This is a genomic window from Bradyrhizobium sp. Mp27, from assembly GCF_029953005.1.
In the GTDB taxonomy this organism is placed as follows: Bacteria; Pseudomonadota; Alphaproteobacteria; order Rhizobiales; family Xanthobacteraceae; genus Bradyrhizobium; species Bradyrhizobium barranii.
This window is the reverse complement of record NZ_JASAUS010000130.1, coordinates 1-21930: the sequence shown is the minus strand read 5'-3', so window position 1 is coordinate 21930 and position 21930 is coordinate 1. Positions and strand designations below refer to the sequence as shown.

Annotated in this window: 21 protein-coding genes, 1 tRNA gene and 1 pseudogene; 8 read left to right on the top strand and 15 right to left on the bottom strand. The window is 64.6% G+C overall.

Annotated elements, in window-relative coordinates:
* From QJT78_RS39295 to QJT78_RS39250, 10 genes and pseudogenes are all read right to left on the bottom strand, one after another.
* The coding region (locus QJT78_RS39295) for a porin (protein ID WP_281460508.1) at positions 1-565 on the bottom strand (565 nt) is incomplete at its 3' end.
* Positions 566-1109: 544 nt separating this feature from the next.
* Positions 1110-1203: transfer RNA gene (locus QJT78_RS39290), tRNA-Ser, on the bottom strand.
* Between the two features lie 443 nt (positions 1204-1646).
* Entirely contained in the window at positions 1647-1913 is a 267-nt protein-coding gene (locus QJT78_RS39285; protein ID WP_014494734.1) for a hypothetical protein, read from the bottom strand.
* 1508 nt (positions 1914-3421) lie between these two features.
* On the bottom strand, positions 3422-4900 hold the full coding sequence (gatB, locus tag QJT78_RS39280; protein WP_028150642.1) for an Asp-tRNA(Asn)/Glu-tRNA(Gln) amidotransferase subunit GatB: 1479 nt from the start codon (positions 4898-4900) through the stop codon (positions 3422-3424).
* Positions 4897-5198 (bottom strand): annotated as a pseudogene (locus QJT78_RS39275) (hypothetical protein). Before QJT78_RS39275 ends, gatB begins: the two are co-directional and overlap by 4 nt.
* Positions 5189-6664: an Asp-tRNA(Asn)/Glu-tRNA(Gln) amidotransferase subunit GatA gene (gatA, locus tag QJT78_RS39270; RefSeq protein ID WP_028150644.1), complete on the bottom strand. Its 1476-nt coding sequence runs from the start codon at positions 6662-6664 to the stop codon at positions 5189-5191. The pseudogene QJT78_RS39275 and the gene gatA overlap by 10 nt, the downstream one beginning before the upstream one ends.
* The gene (locus tag QJT78_RS39265) at positions 6661-6876 is read right to left on the bottom strand and encodes a hypothetical protein (protein ID WP_038944735.1); all 216 of its coding nucleotides are present in this window, start codon (positions 6874-6876) and stop codon (positions 6661-6663) included. Before QJT78_RS39265 ends, gatA begins: the two co-directional genes overlap by 4 nt.
* Positions 6877-6900: 24 nt before the next feature.
* Positions 6901-7188, bottom strand: coding sequence for an Asp-tRNA(Asn)/Glu-tRNA(Gln) amidotransferase subunit GatC (gatC, locus tag QJT78_RS39260; protein ID WP_028150645.1), 288 nt, complete (start codon positions 7186-7188; stop codon positions 6901-6903).
* Between the two features lie 77 nt (positions 7189-7265).
* Positions 7266-8342, bottom strand: a complete 1077-nt coding sequence (locus QJT78_RS39255) for a nitronate monooxygenase family protein (RefSeq protein ID WP_028150646.1) — start codon at positions 8340-8342, stop codon at positions 7266-7268.
* A gap of 105 nt (positions 8343-8447) precedes the next feature.
* Positions 8448-9473: a nitronate monooxygenase gene (locus QJT78_RS39250; protein WP_028150647.1), complete on the bottom strand. Its 1026-nt coding sequence runs from the start codon at positions 9471-9473 to the stop codon at positions 8448-8450.
* 97 nt (positions 9474-9570) lie between these two features.
* Here QJT78_RS39250 and QJT78_RS39245 point away from each other — a divergent pair, with 97 nt between their 5' ends.
* Together QJT78_RS39245 and QJT78_RS39240 are read left to right on the top strand one after the other, a co-directional pair.
* Positions 9571-10461 (top strand): LysR family transcriptional regulator, encoded by an 891-nt coding sequence (locus QJT78_RS39245; RefSeq protein ID WP_028150648.1) that lies wholly within the window; start codon positions 9571-9573, stop codon positions 10459-10461.
* 187 nt (positions 10462-10648) lie between these two features.
* Positions 10649-11584 carry a cyclase family protein gene (locus tag QJT78_RS39240; protein WP_028150649.1) on the top strand — a complete coding sequence of 312 codons (936 nt, stop codon included), beginning with the start codon at positions 10649-10651 and terminating at the stop codon, positions 11582-11584.
* Between the two features lie 67 nt (positions 11585-11651).
* Here the strand turns inward: QJT78_RS39240 and QJT78_RS39235 are convergent, their stop codons facing one another.
* Positions 11652-11867, bottom strand: coding sequence for a hypothetical protein (locus QJT78_RS39235; protein WP_028155062.1), 216 nt, complete (start codon positions 11865-11867; stop codon positions 11652-11654).
* Positions 11868-11913: 46 nt separating this feature from the next.
* Between QJT78_RS39235 and ruvX the strand changes: the two genes are divergently transcribed.
* A complete protein-coding gene (gene ruvX / locus QJT78_RS39230; protein WP_028150651.1) occupies positions 11914-12399 on the top strand; it encodes a Holliday junction resolvase RuvX in 486 nt (161 codons plus the stop codon).
* 3 nt (positions 12400-12402) lie between these two features.
* Positions 12403-13332 carry an AEC family transporter gene (locus QJT78_RS39225; RefSeq protein WP_028150652.1) on the top strand — a complete coding sequence of 310 codons (930 nt, stop codon included), beginning with the start codon at positions 12403-12405 and terminating at the stop codon, positions 13330-13332.
* Here QJT78_RS39225 and QJT78_RS39220 read toward each other — a convergent pair.
* The 3 genes from QJT78_RS39220 to QJT78_RS39210 all read right to left on the bottom strand — a co-directional run bounded on the left by QJT78_RS39220 (position 13329) and on the right by QJT78_RS39210 (position 15736).
* Positions 13329-13940: a CPBP family intramembrane glutamic endopeptidase gene (locus QJT78_RS39220; RefSeq protein ID WP_049807921.1), complete on the bottom strand. Its 612-nt coding sequence runs from the start codon at positions 13938-13940 to the stop codon at positions 13329-13331. The two genes, QJT78_RS39225 and QJT78_RS39220, sit on opposite strands and share 4 nt — an antisense overlap.
* Positions 13941-14158: 218 nt before the next feature.
* The gene (locus QJT78_RS39215; protein ID WP_028150653.1) at positions 14159-14923 is read right to left on the bottom strand and encodes a type II CAAX endopeptidase family protein; all 765 of its coding nucleotides are present in this window, start codon (positions 14921-14923) and stop codon (positions 14159-14161) included.
* 54 nt (positions 14924-14977) lie between these two features.
* On the bottom strand, positions 14978-15736 hold the full coding sequence (locus QJT78_RS39210) for a M15 family metallopeptidase (protein WP_028150654.1): 759 nt from the start codon (positions 15734-15736) through the stop codon (positions 14978-14980).
* A gap of 214 nt (positions 15737-15950) precedes the next feature.
* Between QJT78_RS39210 and QJT78_RS39205 the strand changes: the two genes are divergently transcribed.
* From QJT78_RS39205 to QJT78_RS39190, 4 genes are all read left to right on the top strand, one after another.
* A complete protein-coding gene (locus QJT78_RS39205) occupies positions 15951-16898 on the top strand; it encodes an aspartate carbamoyltransferase catalytic subunit (protein ID WP_014494716.1) in 948 nt (315 codons plus the stop codon).
* A gap of 5 nt (positions 16899-16903) precedes the next feature.
* A complete protein-coding gene (locus QJT78_RS39200; protein ID WP_028150655.1) occupies positions 16904-18205 on the top strand; it encodes a dihydroorotase in 1302 nt (433 codons plus the stop codon).
* A 47-nt stretch (positions 18206-18252) separates the two neighbouring features.
* Entirely contained in the window at positions 18253-18849 is a 597-nt protein-coding gene (gene plsY / locus QJT78_RS39195) for a glycerol-3-phosphate 1-O-acyltransferase PlsY (RefSeq protein ID WP_028150656.1), read from the top strand.
* A gap of 211 nt (positions 18850-19060) precedes the next feature.
* Positions 19061-20263, top strand: a complete 1203-nt coding sequence (locus QJT78_RS39190; protein WP_028150657.1) for a patatin-like phospholipase family protein — start codon at positions 19061-19063, stop codon at positions 20261-20263.
* Here the strand turns inward: QJT78_RS39190 and QJT78_RS39185 are convergent.
* Positions 20255-21499 carry an amidase gene (locus QJT78_RS39185; protein WP_028150658.1) on the bottom strand — a complete coding sequence of 415 codons (1245 nt, stop codon included), beginning with the start codon at positions 21497-21499 and terminating at the stop codon, positions 20255-20257. The genes QJT78_RS39190 and QJT78_RS39185 overlap by 9 nt on opposite strands.
* Positions 21500-21930 lie beyond the last annotated feature (431 nt).

Here is a 21930-nt window from a genome sequence, read left to right as displayed (position 1 = left end):
TGGTCCAGGGGGCGTCGAACTGGGCAACCGCCTTACCCATCGTGAAGCCAGCGAACTGGATGAAAGCGTAGTACACGCCAAGCGTACCGCCGGCGATTGCGCCTGCGTTGGCATTGTTGGGTGCGCTAACGCCCGTGCTGCCGAGCTGCGAGTAAACGGTGGAGCCGTTGCCGGTGCCGCTGCCCGTGTAATTATCCGTCGTCCAGGACATGACCACATCAGCGAAGGTACGAACCACGCCGTACTCGGTCGCAGTGCGTGTGTCGATGTTGAGGTCTGAACGGGCGCGAGTGACGTAGTAGTTCGTCAGACGGTTTGAAGAACCGTTAACACTGCTGAAGTTACCGTTGAAGTCGGTCGCGTTGATCGCGACTTCAGCACGCAGGTAACCGCCCAGCTTGATGCAGGTGTCAGTGCCCGGGATGTAGTAGAATCCGGCACCGTAGAGCGAGCAGATCTTCACGTATTCGACCGCCTTGGCCTTTACGGGAAGATCAGCCGCTTGTGCTCCCCCAACGGCGAGCAGTGCTGCCGCGGAACCGAGCAAAAGGCCCTTGAACTTCATGTTAAACCTCCAAGTTGAAGCCCCGTACAATTCCTCGTACAAAGCCGATTGAGCTACCCGCGAAAAGACGTTGGAAATCAACGCATCCTCGTAACGATGGTCTACTTAAGCGAACCACCTAAAACGGGACGACCTCGGGATGCCCCCCTCCGTCGCTCAGTCACAATTACCGAACGTCCTTGCACACACAACAAGAGAACGCTCCGCAGCGAGCCCATGACGTTTGTTTTCCGAAGGGTGTTGCACAAATAACACGCAGATGTGATCGAAGCGCCCTCGCAACACATTGTTTTTACTTATGTTTCCAGGACGGTTCCGTTTGCCGTCAAAATTCCCCACCTGAGGCACTGTGGACGGAACTCCGACCTGAACAGGCTTTGACGCGCACGAATCGTGGAATCAGAAGGAGACTCAAGGAGAAGGCACACAGGTCTTCCCGCGACTCTCCACTAGGCGCAGACATGGTCGCGGCGACGCTCGAGGCACGCTGCGAAGGCTCTTTATCGATGATGGGGATGATTGAGACCGGAGCGGACAGCTCGGCTGGCGGAGACGGAGGGATTCGAACCCTCGATAGGCCTTTACAAGCCTATAACGGTTTAGCAAACCGCCGCCTTCAGCCACTCGGCCACGTCTCCAATATGCCGGGTATGCCCGACACGGCGGCGAGCCGCAAGCGGCAGAATCAAGGTCTGTGCGTTCTTTCACCTGAAAGCGACCGCCGGACGGCTGCGAAGGCCTGGCGCAAGGATCAGCGCGGCACGCGCAGCCGATTCGCGCTCTCTATATATGTGTGCATCCATCCGCGGGATTGCCGGATCCGCCGCTGCCAGGGCGCATTCAGCACCACCTCGCCGGCTCAGATATTGAACCAGACCCCGGAGCTGCGCCGGGACGGAAGGCCCAAGACCTCTATATCCCCGGCAAGAGGCCCGTCTTGTGCGGCCGTCCGGGTTCCAGAGCGGAGTCGTCGGGCGACGGCTCGGTCATGCCGCGCGGGTCCATGTGGCGACACGACGAAGGAACTTGATTGAGCGCAATCCGTCCCCGTGAAGACAAGGGTGCGGATCCGATTCTCGGCTCAGTGAGCCGAGACCCACGCCCTCGCCTCGCGCTGCGCGGCCGAGATCTCGGCGTCCGACATCTGCCCGGCGACTTCCTGGCGCAGCGCCACGGCGTCCTTGCGGCCCTTCAGCGCGGCGAGGTTGAACCATTTATGTGCGGCGACGAGGTCGACGAGGCCGGAGCGGCCGCTCGCCCAATAAATCCCGCGCTCGAACAGCACGTCCGACAGCGCGCTCGCGTCGATCGGCGTCGCCGTCTCCAGATCGAAAGTACCCTGAAACATAACGCATCCCCTTTTTTTCTGCCGCCTCGTTCCCCCGAGCGCGGCTCCCGTCCAAAGAACTGTTCAACTCATCCCCATGCCGTTTGCCGGCTTGTTGAAGGCGATGATGGCGGGCAAATTTGAATGGCAGTTTAAGTATCGCGATGAAGCAGACGTAAACGCGCCCGCACGGGGCGCACGCGATGAATGCAAGAAGTACCCGCTTTGCAGGCACTTCTGCGATTCGTCAGATTCGGTTTACCCTGGGATTTTGGGAGAACGATAACCATCGCGCGCGGTGACGCGCGCCGTGCGGTCACAATTCATGGGAGGGGCGCGTTGTGGGACGGGCGCGCTGGCAAGGCCACACAGGCGTCTCGCGCGGCGGCGCCACCCCGTGGCCGGCAGGCCGCGCGGCGCGAAGCGCGCGACTTTAGGAATCGGAGCGACGCCCTCGCATTGCGCCTGCGCGGCGACCGTCGCGGCAAACGACTGTTCGCCGCAGCCCTCGCCTGCTCCAAGGCAGCGCGGCCACGTCACGGTCAGATCAGCAATGTGGGAAAAGGGAATGCCGGCAATACCCCGGCCTCAAGAGAACGAGGGCGTCGGCGAACACGTCAGGACCAGATTCCACGTTGGCCCGAAGGCCGCTTGTGAAATTGCGGAGCCCTTGAGAAGGAGAACCGCACCGAACGAAGAAAACTTGTTTCTTCTGCCGGACCGTACTTTGGCGAGCGAACCCGCGAAAGAGAACGATCCGACCGTTGGCCTGATGTCTCGCCGACACCCTCTATCGCCGACCAGAACCTGTTAGAAGGCGCTGATGACGTGCCGGCTCTCTAGGAGCCGGCAACTTCAGAAGTCGAAGTTACTTCTTCTTCTTCGCGACCTTGCGGGTCTTCTTCGCAGTCTTCTTCACTGCGCTCTTCGCCTTCTTCGCCTTCTTCGCTTTCTTGGCCATGTTGCCCTCCGATGTGTGAGATGGCTTTAATCGCTGCATGCAGTCGGGGATCGAATGCACACTCATCCCGAATACACCAACACGACGAAAAAAACAGCTTCTCGCTTAAAGAAGTGTTGACGGCACAACGCGCCTGCGCTTGGCGAGCGCGATGCGGGCGCACTGCATGACGCATGCTTGCGATCGCAGGGAGTGCCCGCACCATCGACGTTTGCGCGAGATGCGATTGCAGAAAAACACTACACGGCAAGTATTTTTCTGCACGCGCGCGTTGCGCATGCGCGATGCGATGATGTGCATCGTCGATCCCGCGATCACCGCGCAAGGGCGCTTCGCGGACTCTGAGTCGCGAGTTTTGGCAATGAAAATATTTTCATGCTTAACGGCGCAAGCGCTCGTCAGCGCGTGTCGAAGCCGCCGTTTTGCACGAATCGCGTGGCGGCGATTCGGCCGCCGCATCGCCGTCGGTCGGGATGGAGTTTGCCGCCGAGGGTGCGCGCGAGCGTCGCAGCGCGCGTCCGAAGCGAGGTGACGAAGCGTATCCGTCACCTCGTTCGAATGTGTGACGTCAGATGCCGAGCTTCGACTTCAAGAGGTCGTTGACGCTCTGCGGGTTGGCCTTGCCGCCGGACGCCTTCATCACCTGGCCGACGAACCAGCCGAGCGACTGCGGCTTGTCCTTGACCTGCGCGGCCTTGTCGGGATTGGCCGCGATGATGTCGTCGACCACCTTCTCGATCGCCGAGAGATCGGTGACCTGCTTCATGCCGCGGCTTTCGACCAGCGCGCGCGGATCGCCGCCCTCCTGCCAGACGATCTCGAACAGATCCTTGGCGATCTTGCCGGAGATCGTGCCCTCGCCGATCAGGTCGATGATCGCAGCCAACTGCTCGGCGTTGACGGGAGAGGCCGTAATATCCCGGCCTTCCTTGTTGAGACGGCCGAACAGCTCGTTGATCACCCAGTTCGCCGCCATCTTGCCGTCGCGGGCACGGTTGCCGAGCGTGTCCAGCACCGTCTCGTAGAACACCGCGCTCTCGCGCTCGGCGACCAGCACGCTCGCATCGTAAGCCGACAGGCCGAAGTCGGCGACGAAGCGCGCCTTCTTCTGGTCCGGCAGCTCCGGCAGCTCTGTCTTCAGCTCGTCGACGAAGCTTTGCGAGAATTCCAGCGGCAGCAGGTCGGGATCGGGGAAGTAGCGGTAGTCGTGCGCCTCTTCCTTGGACCGCATCGATCGCGTCTCGCCCTTGTTGGGGTCGTAGAGCCGCGTTTCCTGGTCGATCTCCCCGCCGTCCTCGAGGATCTCGATCTGGCGCCGCGCCTCGTACTCGATCGCCTGGCCGATGAAGGTGATCGAGTTCATGTTCTTGATCTCGCAGCGGGTGCCGAGCGGTGCACCCGGCTTGCGCACGGAGACGTTGACGTCGGCGCGCAAGGATCCCTTCTCCATGTCGCCGTCGCAGGTGCCGAGATAGCGCAGGATCGAGCGCAGCTTGGTCACATAGGCCTTGGCCTGCTCGGCGTCGCGGATGTCGGGCTTGGAGACGATCTCCATCAGTGCCACGCCGCAACGGTTGAGATCGACATAGGACATGGCCGGCGACTGATCGTGCAGCAACTTGCCGGCGTCCTGCTCAAGATGAAGGCGCTCGATGCCGATCGTCGCGGTCTTGCCGCCATCCAGTTCGACCATGACCTCACCTTCGCCGACGATCGGCGACTTGTACTGGCTGATCTGGTAGCCCTGCGGCGAGTCCGGATAGAAATAGTTCTTGCGGTCGAACACCGAACGCAGATTGATCTGCGCGTTCAGCCCGAGCCCGGTCCGGACAGCCTGTCTGACGCATTCCTCGTTGATGACGGGCAGCATGCCCGGCATCGCGGCATCGACCAGCGACACGTGGCTGTTAGGCTCGCCGCCGAACGTGGTCGAGGCGCCCGAGAACAGTTTTGAGTTCGAGGTCACCTGGGCATGGATCTCCATCCCGATGACCATCTCCCAGTCACCGGTGGCGCCCTTGAGAAGCTTGTGCGTGGCCGTGCTCATGTCCTGCTCCCGAGCAGCGTGGCAGCGATCCGCTCCCACTCCGCCTCCAATGAATCCTTTGCCGCGGGTTGGCCGGCCTGGCGATACCAGTAGCCGGCATTGCCGAGATCGCCTTCGACCCGGTGCAGATAGGCGTGCACCCAGGCAGCGTCACGGCTGCTCTCGTCCTGAACGATCTTGTGCGCCTGATCCCAGTCGCCCTTCGCGGCCCACAGAGGCCGGCGAGCGGCGCGTTCAGATCCGGCGCGGGCGCCGCGCCGTCGAGGCTCGCGATGAACGCGGCGACATTCACCACCACCTCGCGGGCGTGAAGCGGCCGGCGGCCTGCTCGATCACCTCGCCGAGCGAGAACAGCGTCTCCTCATCGAACGGACGGCCGATCAGCTGCAGGCCGAGCGGCAGGCCTTGCGCGTCCTTGCCGGCGGGCACGGCGATGCCCGGCAGGCCCGCCATGTTCACGGTCACCGTGAAGATGTCGTTGAGATACATCTCGACGGGATCCGCCCCGCCCTTCTCGCCGATGCCGAAGGCCGCCGACGGCGTCGCCGGGGTGAGGATCGCGTCGACGCCCTTGGCGAAGCAGTCCTCAAAATCCTTCTTGATCAGCGTCCGCACCTTCTGCGCGCGCAGATAATAGGCGTCGTAATAGCCGGCCGAGAGCACATAGGTGCCGATCATGACGCGGCGCTTCACCTCCGCGCCAAACCCCTCGGCACGGGTGTTCTCGTAGAGCTCGATGATGTTCTTGCCCTGGTCACGCAGGCCGTACCGCACGCCGTCATAGCGCGCGAGGTTGGAGGACGCCTCCGCCGGCGCCACGATGTAATAGGCCGGCAGCGCGTATTTGGTGTGCGGCAGCGACACCTCGACGAGCTCGGCACCGGCCGCCTTCAGCCAGGCCGCGCCCTCGCTCCAGAGTTTCTCGATCTCGGCCGGCATGCCGTCGAGGCGATATTCCTTGGGGATGCCGATCCTGATCCCCTTCACCGACTTGCCGATCGCGGCCTCATAGTCCGGCACGGCAATGTCGACCGACGTCGTGTCCTTCGGGTCGTGGCCGGCCATCGAGCGCAGCAGCATCGCGCTGTCGCGCACGCTGCGCGCGATCGGGCCGGCCTGGTCGAGCGAGGAGGCGAAGGCGACGATGCCCCAGCGCGAGCAGCGGCCGTAGGTCGGCTTGATGCCCACGGTCGCGGTGAACGCCGCCGGCTGTCGGATCGAGCCGCCGGTGTCGGTCGCGGTCGCGCCCATGCACAGCAACGCCGCCACGGCCGAGGCCGAGCCGCCGGACGAGCCGCCCGGCACCAGCGTCGTGTTGCTTCCCTCACGCCGCCAGGGATTGCCGACGGGACCGAAGCACGAGGTCTCGTTGGCCGAGCCCATCGCGAACTCGTCATTGTTGAGCTTGCCGAGCATCACCGCACCATCGCGCCACAGCTGCGAGGTCACGGTGGACTCATAGGTCGGCACGAAATTGCCGAGGATCTTCGAGCACGCCGTGGTGCGCACGCCCCTGGTCGCAAAGAGATCCTTGATGCCGAGCGGGATGCCGGCGAGCGGGCCGCCCTCACCCTTGGCGATCTTCTCGTCCACGGCCTTCGCCATGTCGCGCGCGCGATCGGGCGTCTCCATCACGAAGGCATTGAGCACGCGTGCGGCTTCGATCGCGTTCAGATGCGCGTCGGTCAGCTCGAGCGACGTGAAAGTTTTTGCCGCGAGGCCCTTGCGGGCCTCGGCGAGCGTCAGCGATGTCAAATCGGTCATTTATTGATCGGGCTGCAGAAGAACGGAGACAGGGTTTTGTCGTTGGCCGGGTCGTCTTTTTTCTTGGCGGCGGCGTTCGCGTCGGCCTCGATCTCGTCGAGCACGGCATTGACGGCGACGTTGGGATCGGCAGCCTTGCCCTGCCGCTCCATCTTGTCGAGATAGTTCATGTAGGCCTGATAGGCCTTCTCATCGTCGCAAAGCATGCACATCGGACAGTGTCCTGAATTGAAGACTTATTCGACGACCTTCGGCACCAGGAAGAAGTGACCTTCGGTCGCGGGCGCGTTGGCAACGATATCGTCGGCGATCTCGCCGTCATTGACCACGTCCTGCCGCTTCTTCATCTGCATCGGGGTGACCGAGGTCATCGGCTCCACGCCCTCGACGTTGACCTCCGAGAGCTGCTCGACAAAGGCGAGCATGGCGTTGAGCTCGCCCTGCAGATGCGGAACCTCGCCCTCGGAAACCGCAATGCGCGCCAGATGCGCGATGCGGCGGACGGTAGTGGCGTCGACGGACATTATATAAGGCCTCTCACGGCAAAATCTAACTGCCGTATAGCAGAGGCCGCTTTTGCGCCGCAACCGGCGGCGCGACCTTAGCCAGCCAGTCCCTTCATGCGGGCCAGGGCCGATTTGGCAAAATCCCGGGTCAATTCGGCTGCGGGCACCTCGCGGCCCAGGGCCACGGCCTGGCCGGCCCAGAGATTGGTGAAATCCACCCTGCCCTGCTTTTCGGCAGCCGCCTTCAGCGGCCCCAGCGCGGTCGCGGCATGGGGAAACGGCGGCGCCTCGGGCGAGATCGGGCCGGCTTCGCGCATCAGGCGGTTCTGGACGCCGCGCGCCGGACGCCCGGTCATGACATTGGTGATGACGGTGGAATCGTCCCGCGCTTCAGCGAGCGCCTTCCGCCCGCCTGCGCTGACCTTGGCTTCCGGGCAGCGCAGATAGGCGCTGCCGATCTGCACGCCGGATGCGCCGAGTGCGAAGGCAGCTGCGATGCCGCGCCCGTCGGCGATACCACCTGCCGCGATGACAGGCACCTTCACGGCGTCGGCGACCTGCGGCACCAGCGCAAAGGTGCCGGGCTGCTCGGAGATCTTGTCGGTCAGGAACATGCCGCGATGGCCACCCGCCTCGGCGCCTTGCGCAATGACGGCATCGACGCCGCGCTCTTCCAGCCAGACGGCTTCCTTCACCGTCGTGGCGGACGAGATGACGAGGCAGCCGGCCGCCTTGACGCGCTTGAGCAGCGCCTGCTCCGGCAAGCCGAAATGAAAGCTGACGATCTCCGGCTTCAGCTCCTCGACGACCTCGCAGAAGGCGGCGTCGAACGGCGCACGGTTCGCGGCGTTGATGGGCGCTGCGGGATCGAGGCCGTGCTCGGTGTAATAGCCCGTGAGCCGCTGCTTCCAGCGCGCTTCGGCTTCGGCCGTGAGGTCAACCGGCGTGTGGCAGAAGAAGTTCATGTTCACCGGCGCCTTCACGCGCTGGCGAATGATGTTGACCTGCTCGCGCGCCTTCTCCGGCGACAGCATCGCGCTCGGCAGCGAGCCGAGCCCGCCGCCCTCTGCCACGGCGATCACCAGTTCGGCATCCATCGCACCCGCCATCGGCGCCAGCACGATCGGGAATTCGGTTTTGAAGAGGTCGATCAGTCGACGGTCAGGCCACATAATTCTTGCCTCATGTTCGCTCTTCCCTCTCCCCTTGTGGGAGAGGGTGGATCGCCACACAGCGGCGAGACGGGTGAGGGGTTTGCATCCGCGGAGACAGACCCCTCATCCGGCGCGGATTGCATCCGCGCCACCTTCTCCCACAAGGGGAGAAGGAAAAGAAGAAATCGAGTTGCGTCGCCCGGCAAGAAGCTGCTCCGCTTCAATCGCAATCCGCCCCACGATCTCGGCGGCCGGTGCAATATCATGAATCAGTCCGACCGATTCGCCCGCGATCACCGCCGCGACGTCGAAATTGCCGGCTGCTTTCGCGGCCGCATAGTCCGCCGCGACTGCGGCAACATTCTGCATCAGCTCGACCTCGCGGCCGATCCAGCGTCTGGCGTGGTCGTTGACCAGACACCTTCCCGTGAAAGGCGCCGGCCAGACATTGTTGCGCGAGAGATCGAAGATGATGCCGCGCACGGTCGTGCCGCTGTTCGCTGCGCAGATGCGTCGCTTGGCCTCGTCCGCGCCATCAGCCTCCTGGCTCGCATAGAAGCGCGTGCCGAGCAGCACGCCGCTCGCGCCCAGCATCATCATGGCGGCAAGACCGCGCCCGTCGGCAATGCCGCCGGCCGCGACGACAGGCACGTGGCCCGCGGCAAGATCGACGATTGCAGGCGCGAGATCGACGGTGGTGCGGGAGGCGCCGTGACCGCCCGCCTCCGTGCCCTGCGCGATCAGGATGTCGGCGCCGGCATCGAGCGCCTGCCGCGCCATGGCTTCATCCTGCACCTGGCAGATCAGGCGTGCACCTGCGGACTTGATCTTCGGCCCGAACGGCGCGGGATCGCCGAACGACAACATGATCGCAGACGGTTTTGCGGCAAGTGCGACATCGAGAAGCTCGGGCCGCTTGGCGAGGCTCCAGGTGATGAAGCCGATCCCGAATGGCGCTGGCAAGCCCGCGAGCTTTGCAGTCTCCTGCTCCAGCCACACCTTCTCGCCATAGCCGCCGCCCAGAATGCCGAAACCGCCGGCACGGCTCACGGCCGTCACAAGCCGGCTGCCGGCGACGATATCCATCGGCGCCAGCAGGATGGGATGCTCAATCTCCAGCAGCCTGGTCAGCGACGTCTCAATGGGCATAGCCCCTCCCTGATCTGGACAGGGAGACTAGGCGCGACTAGCATTCTCGAAAAATGAATTGTTGCGAACGCTGCCATCACAAAAGCGAAACGACGCCATGGAACTCAGCGATATCCAGACCTTTGCCGCCGTCGCCCGTACCGGCGGCATCACCCGCGCCGCCGAAGAGCTGAACACGGTGCAATCCAACGTCACCCAGCGCGTGAAGGCGCTGGAAGCGGAGATCGGCACACCGCTGTTCGAACGCCACAGCCGTGGCATGACGCTGACCGGCGCCGGCAAGCGCCTCCTGCCCTACGCACAGCGGATGGCCGCGCTATCACGGGAGGCCGTGCTTGCCGCGCGCGACGACGGCGAGCCGAAGGGACCGCTCGCGATCGGCTCGATGGAGACCACGGCAGCCGTGCGGTTGCCGTCCCTCCTCGCCGATTTCCACCGCAACTTCCCTGCCGTGCGGCTGAGCCTGCGCACCGCGACCACCGCCGACCTCGTCGCGGGCGTGCTCGAAGGCACGCTCGACGGCGCCTTCGTCGCGGGTCCCATCGCACATGCCGACCTCACTGCGACGAGCGCGTTTCGCGAAGAGCTGGTGCTGGTCAGCGCGCGGCGCTGGGGTTCGCTCGCCGAGCTGCGCGCCGGCACGCCGGAGTCCGGTCCGACTGCGCTGGTGTTCCGCACCGGCTGCACCTACCGCCAGCGTCTCGAACAGATCTTTGTCGAGTTCGGCTGGCCGTCGGCCGCACGCTTCGAGCTCGGCACGCTCGACGGCATGATCGGCTGTGTCGCCGCCGGCATGGGCGTGACGCTGCTGCCGCGCGCCGTGGTCGAACGCAGTGCGATGGCCGGCAGCGTGTCGATCCACGCGCTGGGCCCGTCACATGCGCGCGTCGAGACGCTCTTCATCCAGCGCAGCGCCGGACACCAATACAGCGCGCTTCAAGGTTTCATGTCCTGCCTGAAGAAAGACAACGACGTCATCGCGGCCTGACACCGGCGCAGCGTTCCACGCGGCGAAATTCGTCACAAATCCATCGCGCTTGAATTAGTCTGCGCTGCGTTCAGCCGCCGCAGCGCGGCACCTCGAAATGCTTTGAAGCACGCATCCGTTCTACGTTAGGATGTATCACTGGCCAGCGCGAAAACACAACGAAGCCAAAACATCGGGAGGACTATCGATGCGCAATACGCTCGTGTTGTGCTGTGTCGCCGCGTTGTCGGCGATATCAGGAACTGCAAGCGCACAAGACTGGACCAAATCGAAATGGGGACCGAACGACGAGATCGGTGCCGCCAATTACATGACGCCGGAGCTGGTGGTGAAGGCCGCCTCGCTGGTGAAGACCGGCAAGACCTACGCCCTCGGCATTCCCGTCACGCCCCAGACGCCCGCATATCCCCCGCGCACGTTCAAGCTGACCATCGTACAGCCCGGACAGGCCGGCAGCGCGGGTCTCGGTCCGAACAAGGCGACCTATAACGACGATATCCTTGATACCTGGGTCGGCATCGGCAGCCAGCTCGACGGTCTCGGCCATCTCGGCGTCGAGCACGTCTATTACAACGGCAACAAGCTCGCCGATTTCGCCGATCCGAACGGGCTGAAGAAGCTCGGCATCGAGAAGGTGCCGCCGATGGTCACCCGCGGCGTGCTGCTCGACATGGCCGCCTATTTCAAAACCGACGTGGTGAAGGAAGGCACTGCCTTCAACGTCAAGGAGATCGAGGAAGCCGCCAAGCAGCAGAACGTCGAGATCCGCCAGGGCGACGTCGTCATCTTCCACACCGGCTGGCTCGGCCTGATCGGCAAGGACGACAAGCGCTATTCGGCCGGCGAGCCCGGTCTCGGCGTCGAAGGCGCGAAGTACCTGACCGGCAAGGGTGTGGTCGCCATCGGGGCCGACACCTGGGCGCTCGAGGTGCTGCCGTTCGAGTCCAAGAACGTGTTCGAGGTGCACCAGATCCTGCTCGCCATGAATGGGACCTACATTCTCGAGAACATGGACACCGCCGCGCTCGCTCGCGACAAGGGCTACGAATTCCTGTTCGTGCTCGGACAGCCGCGCTGGACCGGCGGCGTGCAGGCGATGATCAACCCGATCGCGATCCGCTGATCGGCGACGTACTCAGCGGGCGAGGATCGGCCTGCCGCCCGGCAGGCGCCCTCGCCCGACCTGTCCGTCATCGCGGCCTCAGGTGCCATCGCCGCAATGCAACGAAGGCCCAGATGGCTTCGACGAGGCCAAACGGCCAGGCGCCTTGCAGGAAGCCGTAAGCCGAGCCGAGCGCGCAGGACACCGCGAACAGCAGCACGAACCAATGGCTGCGATCCTCCAGGGCATAGCAGACCAGCATCGCCGTCACGGCAAACAGGCCGAATAGTGTCAGTGCATCCATGTTCCGGGTTCACTCCGCAGCGCGACGCGTGATAAGCGCTGGTCCCATGCCGGCTCTTATCCTGCCCCTGATCGATGCTGCAACCCACTGGCCCGAACGCGGCGGGTTGGTCGGCCTTGACCTCGGCACCAAGACCATTGGTGTTGCCGTGTCCAATCCGGACCGGCGGTTAGCGACCGGCGTCGAGACCATCCAGCGCAAGGCGTTCAAGCAGGACGCGGCGCGGTTGCTCGCGATCGCGGCCGAGCGCAAGGCGGTCGGCTTCGTGCTCGGCCTGCCCATCAACATGGACGGCAGCGAGGGCCCGCGGGCGCAGTCGACCCGCGCCTTCGCCCGCAACCTTGCCGGGCTGACCACACTCCCCATCGGCCTCTGGGACGAGCGTCTGTCGACCGCAGCGGTCGAGCGCGAGCTGATCGGCATGGATGTCAGCCGCGCCAAGCGCGCCGAGGTGATCGACGAGCACGCCGCGATCTTCATCCTGCAAGGCGCGCTCGACCGCCTCGCCAATCTTCGCGCGGCATCGGGCTGATCCATGGCCGTCGTGATCGCGGCGCTGCTGCCGGTCTTCATCCTCATCGTGCTCGGCGTGGTGCTCAGGCGCACCCTGATGCAGCTCGACACGCAATGGCACGGGCTGGAGCGGCTGACCTATTTCGTGCTGTTCCCGATGCTGCTGATCCAGACGCTGGTGAAGGCCGACCTCTCCAGGGTGCCGGTCGCCGGCGTCGGCGGCGCGCTGCTGCTGTCGGTGCTCGCGATGTCGCTGCTCTGCCTCGCGCTCCGCCCGGCGCTCGCGCGGTTCGACATCGACGGTCCCGCCTTCACCTCGATCTTCCAGGGCGCGACGCGCTGGCAGACCTATGTGGCGCTCTCGGTGTCCGCCAACATGTTCGGCGATGTCGGACTGGCGCTGGCCTCGGTGGCGATGGTCGCGATCATTCCGCTGGTCAACGTATTCAGCGTCGCCGTGCTCGCGCACTATGCATCGCCCGAGAAGCAGTCCGCGCGCGCCATCGTCATGACGGTGGTCCGCAATCCCCTGATCTGGGCCTGCGTGATCGGCCTCGTCATCAACGTCATTCATCTGCCGCTGCCAAAGATCTGGCACGAGGTCGCGGATGCCCTTGGCCGGTCCTCGCTCGCCATCGGTCTGCTCGTCACCGGCGCCGGCCTGCAGCTCAAGGGCCTGCTCCGTCCGAGCGTGAGCGCGACCATCGGCGTGGCGTTCAAGCTGGCGCTGATGCCCGTGCTCGCGCTGGCGCTCGCCGCCTGGTTCGGGCTCTCGGGCGACAGCCTGGCGATCGTCGCAATCTGCGCGGCGGTGCCGACCTCGCCCAGCGCCTATGTGCTGGCCCGCCAGATGGGCGGCGATGCGCCGCTGCTGGCGCAGATCATCACGCTGCAGACGATCCTGGCGGCGGTCACGATGCCGATCGCGATCGCGCTGGTGGCGGCGCGCTAGACGTAGGTGCCGCTCGTAGAGAAGATGAGGATGTTGACCCCTGAATGAACCATCACGGTCAACCAAGTCGAATTGCTGCGCCAGCGAATGTACCCAAGAAGGAGTCCGCCGGCGAACACCGAAAACTGGCCTAGCCAATTATATTGATTGTGGAGCATTGCCCATGCGGCCGCCGTCAGCACAATGGCTCCCGGCGGGTGAAGGAATGACTGCGACCAGCCGCGAAACATAAAGCCGCGGAACGCCAATTCCTCAGAGATCGGCGCTGCAATGCACCCGCCCAACAGATAAATCAGCAATCCGTCCGGTGAGCCGGCGAAAGAATGATCGGCGGACAAGTCCCATCTGCTGAGAATGGGCCAAGTGAAGTACTGCACCAAGAGAAGTATCGACGTGAGAACGAGCGCAAGCACAAACTCGCTTGTCTTCGGCCAATTCAAAGCGAGATAGTCAGTGAACTTTCGGTTGGCCACGCGCGTCGCGATCCAGAACACCGCCACTGTCGCCGGGCACGCCAGAACAATGGCAAAACCCACTCGGACTTGTGCCAACGAAAATCGCTCCACGACATGGCGCAAGTCCCACATCGTGTTCAGGGCGAGTTTCAATGTCAGAGTATGAACCGCATAAGCGATGAGACCAACGAGCAGCGAAATCCCATGTCCGGGGCGGCCGAGGCGAACCCACCACTGACGGATGATGCTGAAGCTCTGACATTGGTGGACAACCTATCCGTGACGATCGGACTTTGTTCCACCTAGCATATAATACGGCAGGACAACTAGACGGTTGATCAGCGTTGGCCGCTCGAAGCGAATTCCGCCCTTCAGCTCCCCAGCCACATCGTCAGCACCACCGCAGTCAGATTGTTCAGCGCATGCAGCGCGATGGTGAGCCAGAGCGAGTTGGCGCGATAGCGCATGTAGCCGAACCACAGGCCGATGGAGAAGACCTCGGCGAGGAAGTACATGTCGTACTGCAGGTGCACGACCGTCCACACCAGTGACGACAGGATGATCGCGCCGGGCACGCGCAGGAAGCTCGCCGACCAGCCGCGAAACAGGAAGCCGCGCGCCAAAACCTCTTCCGACATCGGCGCAGCGACACTGAACGCGAACAGCAGCATCACAGCCGCGCCCTTGTCGCGGCCCGATTTCAACAGATCGGTCATGAAGCCCGGCGTCGCCTCGCGGCCGAGGCTCCGCGACATCGTCTCCCAGGCGACCACGATCAGGACAAGCCCGATGGCGCCGAACAGCATTTGCTTCCAGGACGGCCAATGCAGCGCGAGGTAATCGACGAACGAGGCCTTCTTGATGCGGATGGCGAGCCACACCGCGGCCAGCGTCGCCGGTAGGCCCATGGTCACCGACAGTGCGAGCGCCGCGGGCTCGCGACCGACACGCTGGATCGACATCAGGTCGAGGGGATCGCCACGGTCCCAGGCCAGATAGAGGATGGCGCCGACCTGGCCGAGAAACATCGCGACGAAGATGAGCAGGCCCCACACCGCCGTGCCCCAGAATTTCCAGACGCGAGGCGCGGCTGGCGTCACGGTCATCGGCGGGAGATCGGGATTGAGGGAGTCCATTCAAGCGCTTTCGTTGGGACGGCACCGTCATTCCGGGGCCGTTCGCACGACGATCTACTTCGTTCGCGGCGGAATCGGGAAATCATAGGCCGCCGCGCCCGCCCCCGGCAGGGAAAAATGCCACCACTCCTTCGCATAGTTCACAAAGCCTTGCTTCGCCATCGCGGCCACCAGCCGCTTGCGCCAGGCGCGCTGCTCCGGATTGATCGAGGGTGCCGCGGTATGCCCCTTCACGTCGGTGCAGTCGTAGCCCGTGCCCATGTCGACGCTGCCCTCCGGCAATCGTGCCTCGACCGGCGCCGTGCAATCGGCATAGGTTTTTGACGGGTCGTATCTGGCGGAATTGTCAGCCTTGAGATCGACCAGCGTGAGATCGAGCGCAGCACCCGTGGAATGCTGCGAGCGGCTCGCGATGTAGCCGAGGCGGAACAGCTCACTCTTCGGGATCTTCGGATTGTAGCGCCGCTCGGCCGCCGTCTCGTAGCCGTTCTGCGACCACTTCACCATGTCGAGCGAGGCCCGCGCCGGCCGGTAGCAGTCGAACATCTTCAGCGACAGGCCTTGCGCCGCCAGCTCCTGCTGAACCGCCTTCAGCCGCAGCCCGACCTCGCGCTTCACCACGCATTCGCCGGCGCCGTAGCCGGCGAGCGGACGGCCGACGAAATTGTTCGAGGTGGCGTAGCGGATGTCCTGGATGATGCCGGGGTCGATGTCGCGCAGATAGACGAAGCCGCCGGGGAGCGATCGGGCGTAGGCTTCGGCTGTTATCATCGTCAGCGCAATCACAATTCGGATTAACTTCACGTGATCCATCCCCATCGTCATGGCCGGGCTTGTCCCGGCCATCCACGTCCTTTTGCCTCAAATGCGATAGAAGATCGTGGATGCCCGGGACAAGCCCGGGCATGACGGAGATACTGGCGACAGGCCACGCCAGAGCGACGAAGCTGACAGATCAGGGGATAACTCCCCGCCCCGGCATTGGCCCTTGCTCCCCCCGCCATCCCCGCCTATAGCTCTCGTTTTAATGACATCGAAATCGACCTTCGTCCTCGGCCACCGGCATTTGCTGGGCATCGAGGGCCTTTCCGCGGCCGACATCACCGGCCTCCTCGACCTGTCCGAAGAATATGTCGAGCTCAACCGCCAGGTTGACAAGAAGCGTACCGTCCTGCGTGGACGGACGCAGGTGAACCTCTTCTTCGAGGCCTCCACCCGAACCCAGTCCTCGTTCGAGCTCGCCGGCAAGCGGCTGGGCGCGGACGTCATGAACATGTCGGTCTCCTCCTCTTCCATCAAGAAGGGCGAGACGCTGGTCGACACCGCGATGACACTGAACGCCATGCACCCGGACATCCTGGTGGTGCGCCATCACGCCTCCGGCGCGGTGGAACTTTTGGCGCGCAAGGTCGACGGTTCCGTGATCAATGCCGGCGACGGCGCGCACGAGCATCCGACGCAGGCGCTGCTCGACGCGCTGACCATCCGCCGCAACAAGGGCCGGATCGAGGGCCTCGTGGTCGCGATCTGCGGCGACGTGCTGCATTCGCGCGTCGCCCGTTCCAACATCATCCTGCTCAACACGATGGGCGCCCGCGTCCGCGTCGTCGGCCCTTCCACGCTGCTGCCGCCCGGCATCGAGCGCATGGGCGTCGAGGTTGCGCGCGACATGCGCGAGGGGCTCAACGGCGCCGATATCGTCATGATGCTGCGGCTCCAGCGCGAGCGCATGAACGGCTCCTTCGTGCCGTCGACCTCCGAATATTTCAACTATTTCGGGCTGGACCAGAAAAAGCTCGCTTACGCCAAGCCGGACGCTCTCGTCATGCATCCCGGTCCGATGAACCGCGGCGTCGAGATCGACACCGCGGTCGCCGACGGCGCGCAATCGCTGATCCGCGAACAGGTCGAGATGGGCGTGGCGGTACGGATGGCCGTGCTCGAAGCGCTCGCCCGCAACTTGCCGAACGCGTGATGCTCATGCTGACTGACCGCCGTCCCATCCTGCTTGCCAACGCCCGCGTCGTCGATCCCAGCAGGGATTTCGACGGCCCCGGCGATGTCCTGATTGCCGACGGCATCATCCGCGAGACCCGTCGCGGCATCGGAGCGGCCGGCGTCCCCGAGGGCACCGACGTCGTCAACTGCGCCGGCAAGATCGTGGCCCCCGGCCTGGTCGACATGCGCGCCTTCGTCGGCGAGCCCGGCTTCAGCCATCGCGAGACCTTTGCCTCCGCGAGCCAGGCGGCCGCGACCGGCGGCATCACCACCATCATCTGCCAGCCCGACACGTCTCCGGTGATCGATAACTCGGCCACCGTCGACTTCGTGATGCGCCGCGCCCGCGACACCGCGATCGTCAACATCCAGCCGATGGCGGCGCTCACCAAGGGAATGCACGGCGAGGAGATGACCGAGTTCGGCCTCCTCAAGGCCGCCGGCGCGATCGCCTTCAGCGACAGCGACAAGAGCGTGATCAACGCGCAGGTGATGCGCCGCGCGCTGACCTACGCGCGCGATTTCGACGCGCTGATCGTGCATTACACCGAGGATCCCGATCTCGTCGGCGAAGGCGTGATGAACGAGGGCGAGTTCGCCTCGCGGCTCGGCCTGATGGGCATCCCGAACGCGGCGGAGGCCGTGATGCTCGAGCGCGACATGCGTCTCGTCGCGCTCACCGGCGGGCGCTATCACGCGGCGTCGCTGACCTGTATCGACTCGCTCGACGTCCTCAAGCGCGCCCGCGACGCCGGCCTCGCCGTGACCGCCTCGGCCTCGATCAATCATCTTGCGCTGAACGAGAACGACATCGGGCCCTACCGGTCGTTCCTGAAGCTGTCGCCGCCGCTGCGGACCGAGGACGACCGCCGCGCGCTGGTCGCAGCGGTCGCCTCCGGCCTCGTCGACGTCATCATGTCCGACCACAATCCGCAGGACGTCGAGGTCAAGCGCCTGCCGTTCGCGGAAGCCGCCCCCGGCGCCATCGGGCTCGAGACCATGCTGCCGGCGGGCCTTCGTCTCGTGCACAATGAGGAACTGGACCTGAAGACGCTGATCCGGGCCATGTCGACGCGGCCGGCCGAGATCCTGGGCCTGCCGGGTGGAACCCTGCGCACGGGTAGCCCGGCCGATGTCATCGTGATCGATCCCGATGTGCCCTGGATCGTCGATCCCGCCGACCTCAAATCGCCCTGCAAGAACACCCCGTTCGACGAGGCCCGCTTTACAGGCCGCGTGGTGCGCACCATTGTCGGCGGACGGACGGTGTACGAGCATGTCTGACGGGCAAATTCATGCGTGGCGTCGCGGTTCAGCATGGAGATGCGGCCATGGGGCTTGAAGCCTTCCTGCCGGTGGCCTTTGTCATCGGCTACCTGCTCGGCTCGATTCCGTTCGGGCTGGTCCTGACCAGGCTCGCCGGCACGCAGGATATTCGCTCGATCGGCTCCGGCAGCATCGGCGCCACCAACGTGCTGCGCACGGGCCGCAAGAGCCTTGCCGCGGGCACCCTGCTGCTCGACGCACTTAAGGGCACGGTCGCGGTGGTGATCGCCGGCTACATCGCGGGGCCCAATGCCGCCATGGTGGCCGGGCTCGGCGCCTTCCTCGGCCATCTCTTCCCGGTCTGGCTGAAGTTTAGAGGCGGCAAGGGCGTCGCCGTCTATATCGGCATCCTGCTCGGCCTGTTCTGGCCCGGCGCGGTCGTGTTCTGCCTGCTTTGGCTCGCCACCGCCTTCACCACCCGCTACTCCTCGCTCTCCGCGCTGGTGGCGGCATTCATCACCCCGATATTCCTGTGGTGGTTCGGGCACCTCGCGCTTGCATCGCTGTTCGCGGCGCTAACGCTGCTCTTGTTCTACGCGCATCGCGAGAACATCAAGCGACTGCAATCCGGCAAGGAAAGCCGGATCGGCGAGAAGGCCTAGAGCGTTTTCGAGCGAAGTGGATACCGGTTCGCGTCAAGAAAACGCGTCAAAACAAAATCCAAGGCCGGAAAAAGTACGGATATCGCCGCACCGCCTCCGCATTATATGCCAATTCCTGTTCGCAACTCGGAAGCTGCTCGCGGCCGGAGTGGCGAACGAGTTCCACGCCTGTCATCCTGACAGCGGAAATGGCGTTACGCGGTTGCTCAGAATGAGCGAGAAGATTGTCGGCACGCATGACGGGTCCGGTTCGCACGGTGCTTCCAGCACCGCAGCAAGCCGGCTGCTCTCGATGACCAATGTCTGGTCCGATGCGCCATCGCCGCTGCCCGCGCCCGAGCCTGCTCCCGTACCCCCGCCACTGACCCGGCCTGCGCCCGTCGCGCAAGCCGCCGCGCGAGTCGAGATTGCGACCATTGCCGCGCCGGTCGCGCACGCGCAGCCGCACTCCGATCAATGGCCGCCGCAAAGACTGTCGCTAGCCCTTCAGGGCGGCGGCACATTTGCGGCCTTCACCTGGGGCGTGCTGGAGCGGTTGCTGGAACACCCGACCATCCAGATCGACACCATCAGCGGCGCCAGTGCCGGCGCCATCAATGCGCTGCTGCTCGCCACCGGCCTCGCCGAAGGCGGACGCGAAGGCGCCCATTCGCGGTTGAACCGGTTCTGGGCCCGCCTGATGCACGAGGCCTCGTTCCGATCCTTGATGCTGGTCGGCGGATTCTCGCCGGCGGGAAGCTCGGTCGCGTTCGGGCCGACGTTGCGCTCCGGCCAGTTCGATCCGTTCGATCTCGATCCGCTGCGGCTGGCGCTGTCGCGCGACATCGATTTTGCCGCCTTGCGCGACGCGGCCTGCCCAAAACTGCTGATCGCCGCGACGCGAATCCGCGATGGGCAGCAGCAGATCTTCCGCAACGATTGCATTACCGCCGACGTCGCGCTGGCCTCGACCTGCCCGCCTTTGGTTCACTGCGCCGTCGAGATCGACGGCGAGGCCTATTGGGATGGCGGCATTGCCGGCAATCCGCCGCTGGTGCGCCTGGCGCAGGAATCGACAGCCTCCGACCTGCTGCTCGTCCAGGTCACGCCCACGCGCGACAGCTACGTGCCGATCACCCTCGCCGCGATCGACCGCAGGCTCGACCAGATCGCGGCCAACGCCGCTCTCAACGCCGAGATCGCGGCACTCGAATGGGCGCGAGCCACCGCCGCACCTTCGCTGCGGCTCTCCAGGATCGCAGCCGAAGATTCCATTGAGGGCCTGGCGCAGCGCTCATCCACCGATCTCGGCCGCGGCTTCATTCGCACGCTGCACCGGAGCGGCCGCGAGGCCGCCGAGCGTTGGCTCGGACAAGGCGCGACAGGCACTGAAGCCGAACGCGCGCTGCCCGCCGCTGAGCCTGCCCTAGCCTGATTTCGCCAGCGCGTCCTCCAGGAACCACGCCGCCGCAAGCGCGCCCGGATCGTTGCCGAACCGCGCGATCACCTGCACGCCGATCGGCAGGCCACCCACTTTCATCACCGGCACGTTGACGCAAGGATTGCCCATCAGCGTCCAGAGCCGGTTGTAACGGGGCGAGCCGGTCGAGGCGAGCTCCTTGGCCGGCGCGGTGCCCGGCGCCGAATAGGTCAGCAGCACGTCAAAACCCTCGAACAGCTCGCCGAGCTCGCGGCGGCCACGGCGGGCGATCCGACGCGCGTCGTCATACTGCTTCGGCGTCAAGCCGACGGTGTCATCGAGGCTGGCACGCAGCATCGGCGCGATCTCGTCGTGATGCTCCGAAAACTCCCAGGCCAGCGCGCGATGCGCCTCGAAATCCTGGATGATCGGGTGGATGCGCCAGGCTTCCTGCACCGACTCCGGCAGATCGATGGTCTTGACACTGGCACCGGCCTTCTCGGCCGCCTTGATCGCAGCCTGCAAGCCCTCTTCCGCGGCCGGCTCCACGGCCTCGGCAAACTCCTGCCTCACCACGCCGATGCGCGGCGCCTTGGCCGCGGCGATGCCATCGAATTCAGTGCGGCCGGTGATCGCCAGCAGCCCGCGCGCAAGATCCTCCGCACGGCTGCCGAACAGGCCAACCGTATCCAGCGCCCACGAATAGCATTTCACGCCGATGGTCGGCAGCATCCGGAACGACGGCTTGATCGCGGCAGCCCCGCAATAGGCCGCGGGACGGATCACCGAGCCGCCGGTCTGGGTGCCCAGCGCCAGCGGGATCATGCCGGCACCGACCGCCGCCGCCGAGCCCGAGGACGAGCCGCCCGGCGTATGGCCGAGATTGTGCGGATTGAGCGTCGGGGTCGGATCGCGCGAGGCGAACGCCGTGGTGGTGGTCTTGCCGATGATGGTGGCGCCTGCCCGATTCAGCATCATCACGACCGGCGCGTCCGAGCGCGGCTGCCAGCCGCGATAGATCTCCGAGCCCATCTCGGTCGGCATGTTGGCGGTGTCGATGATGTCCTTGATGCCGACGGCGATGCCGCGCAGCGGGCCGGAGGCTTGCGCCTTCGCGGATTTGTCGTGACGGACGAAGGCGCGAACGTCCTTCTCCCTGGCCTCGATCGCCGCGTGCGACTGGGCGATGGCGTCATCGGGCGAAAGCTCGTCCGCTTCGATGCGGCGCTGGAGGTCGGCGAGTGAGATCATGGCAATACCCTTCTTATTGCCATCGCTTTTAGCATCGGGGCGAGGTCGCGCAAGCGCACGTGGACGCGGTCGATCCATGCGTGCAATCGACCGGGACCAGCGGCTCGAGCAGAGCGTTCGCCTCCGCGGACGCTGCGCCGATGAGATCAAAAATGGAAACAGTATCTTTCAATTATTTCTATTTTTATCGCAATTCAATCGGGCCAGTTTGAGGTCACAACGCAGGCCTGCGGCGCGCACTCTCTTACGGACCACAAACGCTTGATGCGCCACCGCCGTCGGACCTCAACCAAGCACAGGAGCGATGACCATGGATACGACGTAAGCGCTCCTTTCTACGCACCTATGCAGTTGAGCGCGGGGATGGGATGAGGTGTCCACCATGAACGAGGTGGACACCATCGATGATCACTCCAGAAGAACTTTTGAGA

Coding starts and splice junctions, on each gene's coding strand:
- QJT78_RS39285 (WP_014494734.1), bottom strand. CDS start 1,913: ATGTTTCAGGGTACTTTCGATCTGGAGACGGCGACGCCGATCGACGCG.
- gatB (WP_028150642.1), bottom strand. CDS start 4,900: ATGAGCACGGCCACGCACAAGCTTCTCAAGGGCGCCACCGGTGACTGG.
- gatA (WP_028150644.1), bottom strand. CDS start 6,664: ATGACCGATTTGACATCGCTGACGCTCGCCGAGGCCCGCAAGGGCCTC.
- QJT78_RS39265 (WP_038944735.1), bottom strand. CDS start 6,876: ATGTGCATGCTTTGCGACGATGAGAAGGCCTATCAGGCCTACATGAAC.
- gatC (WP_028150645.1), bottom strand. CDS start 7,188: ATGTCCGTCGACGCCACTACCGTCCGCCGCATCGCGCATCTGGCGCGC.
- QJT78_RS39255 (WP_028150646.1), bottom strand. CDS start 8,342: ATGTGGCCTGACCGTCGACTGATCGACCTCTTCAAAACCGAATTCCCG.
- QJT78_RS39250 (WP_028150647.1), bottom strand. CDS start 9,473: ATGCCCATTGAGACGTCGCTGACCAGGCTGCTGGAGATTGAGCATCCC.
- QJT78_RS39245 (WP_028150648.1), top strand. CDS start 9,571: ATGGAACTCAGCGATATCCAGACCTTTGCCGCCGTCGCCCGTACCGGC.
- QJT78_RS39240 (WP_028150649.1), top strand. CDS start 10,649: ATGCGCAATACGCTCGTGTTGTGCTGTGTCGCCGCGTTGTCGGCGATA.
- QJT78_RS39235 (WP_028155062.1), bottom strand. CDS start 11,867: ATGGATGCACTGACACTATTCGGCCTGTTTGCCGTGACGGCGATGCTG.
- ruvX (WP_028150651.1), top strand. CDS start 11,914: ATGCCGGCTCTTATCCTGCCCCTGATCGATGCTGCAACCCACTGGCCC.
- QJT78_RS39225 (WP_028150652.1), top strand. CDS start 12,403: ATGGCCGTCGTGATCGCGGCGCTGCTGCCGGTCTTCATCCTCATCGTG.
- QJT78_RS39215 (WP_028150653.1), bottom strand. CDS start 14,923: ATGGACTCCCTCAATCCCGATCTCCCGCCGATGACCGTGACGCCAGCC.
- QJT78_RS39210 (WP_028150654.1), bottom strand. CDS start 15,736: ATGGATCACGTGAAGTTAATCCGAATTGTGATTGCGCTGACGATGATA.
- QJT78_RS39205 (WP_014494716.1), top strand. CDS start 15,951: ATGACATCGAAATCGACCTTCGTCCTCGGCCACCGGCATTTGCTGGGC.
- QJT78_RS39200 (WP_028150655.1), top strand. CDS start 16,904: ATGCTGACTGACCGCCGTCCCATCCTGCTTGCCAACGCCCGCGTCGTC.
- plsY (WP_028150656.1), top strand. CDS start 18,253: ATGGGGCTTGAAGCCTTCCTGCCGGTGGCCTTTGTCATCGGCTACCTG.
- QJT78_RS39190 (WP_028150657.1), top strand. CDS start 19,061: ATGAGCGAGAAGATTGTCGGCACGCATGACGGGTCCGGTTCGCACGGT.
- QJT78_RS39185 (WP_028150658.1), bottom strand. CDS start 21,499: ATGATCTCACTCGCCGACCTCCAGCGCCGCATCGAAGCGGACGAGCTT.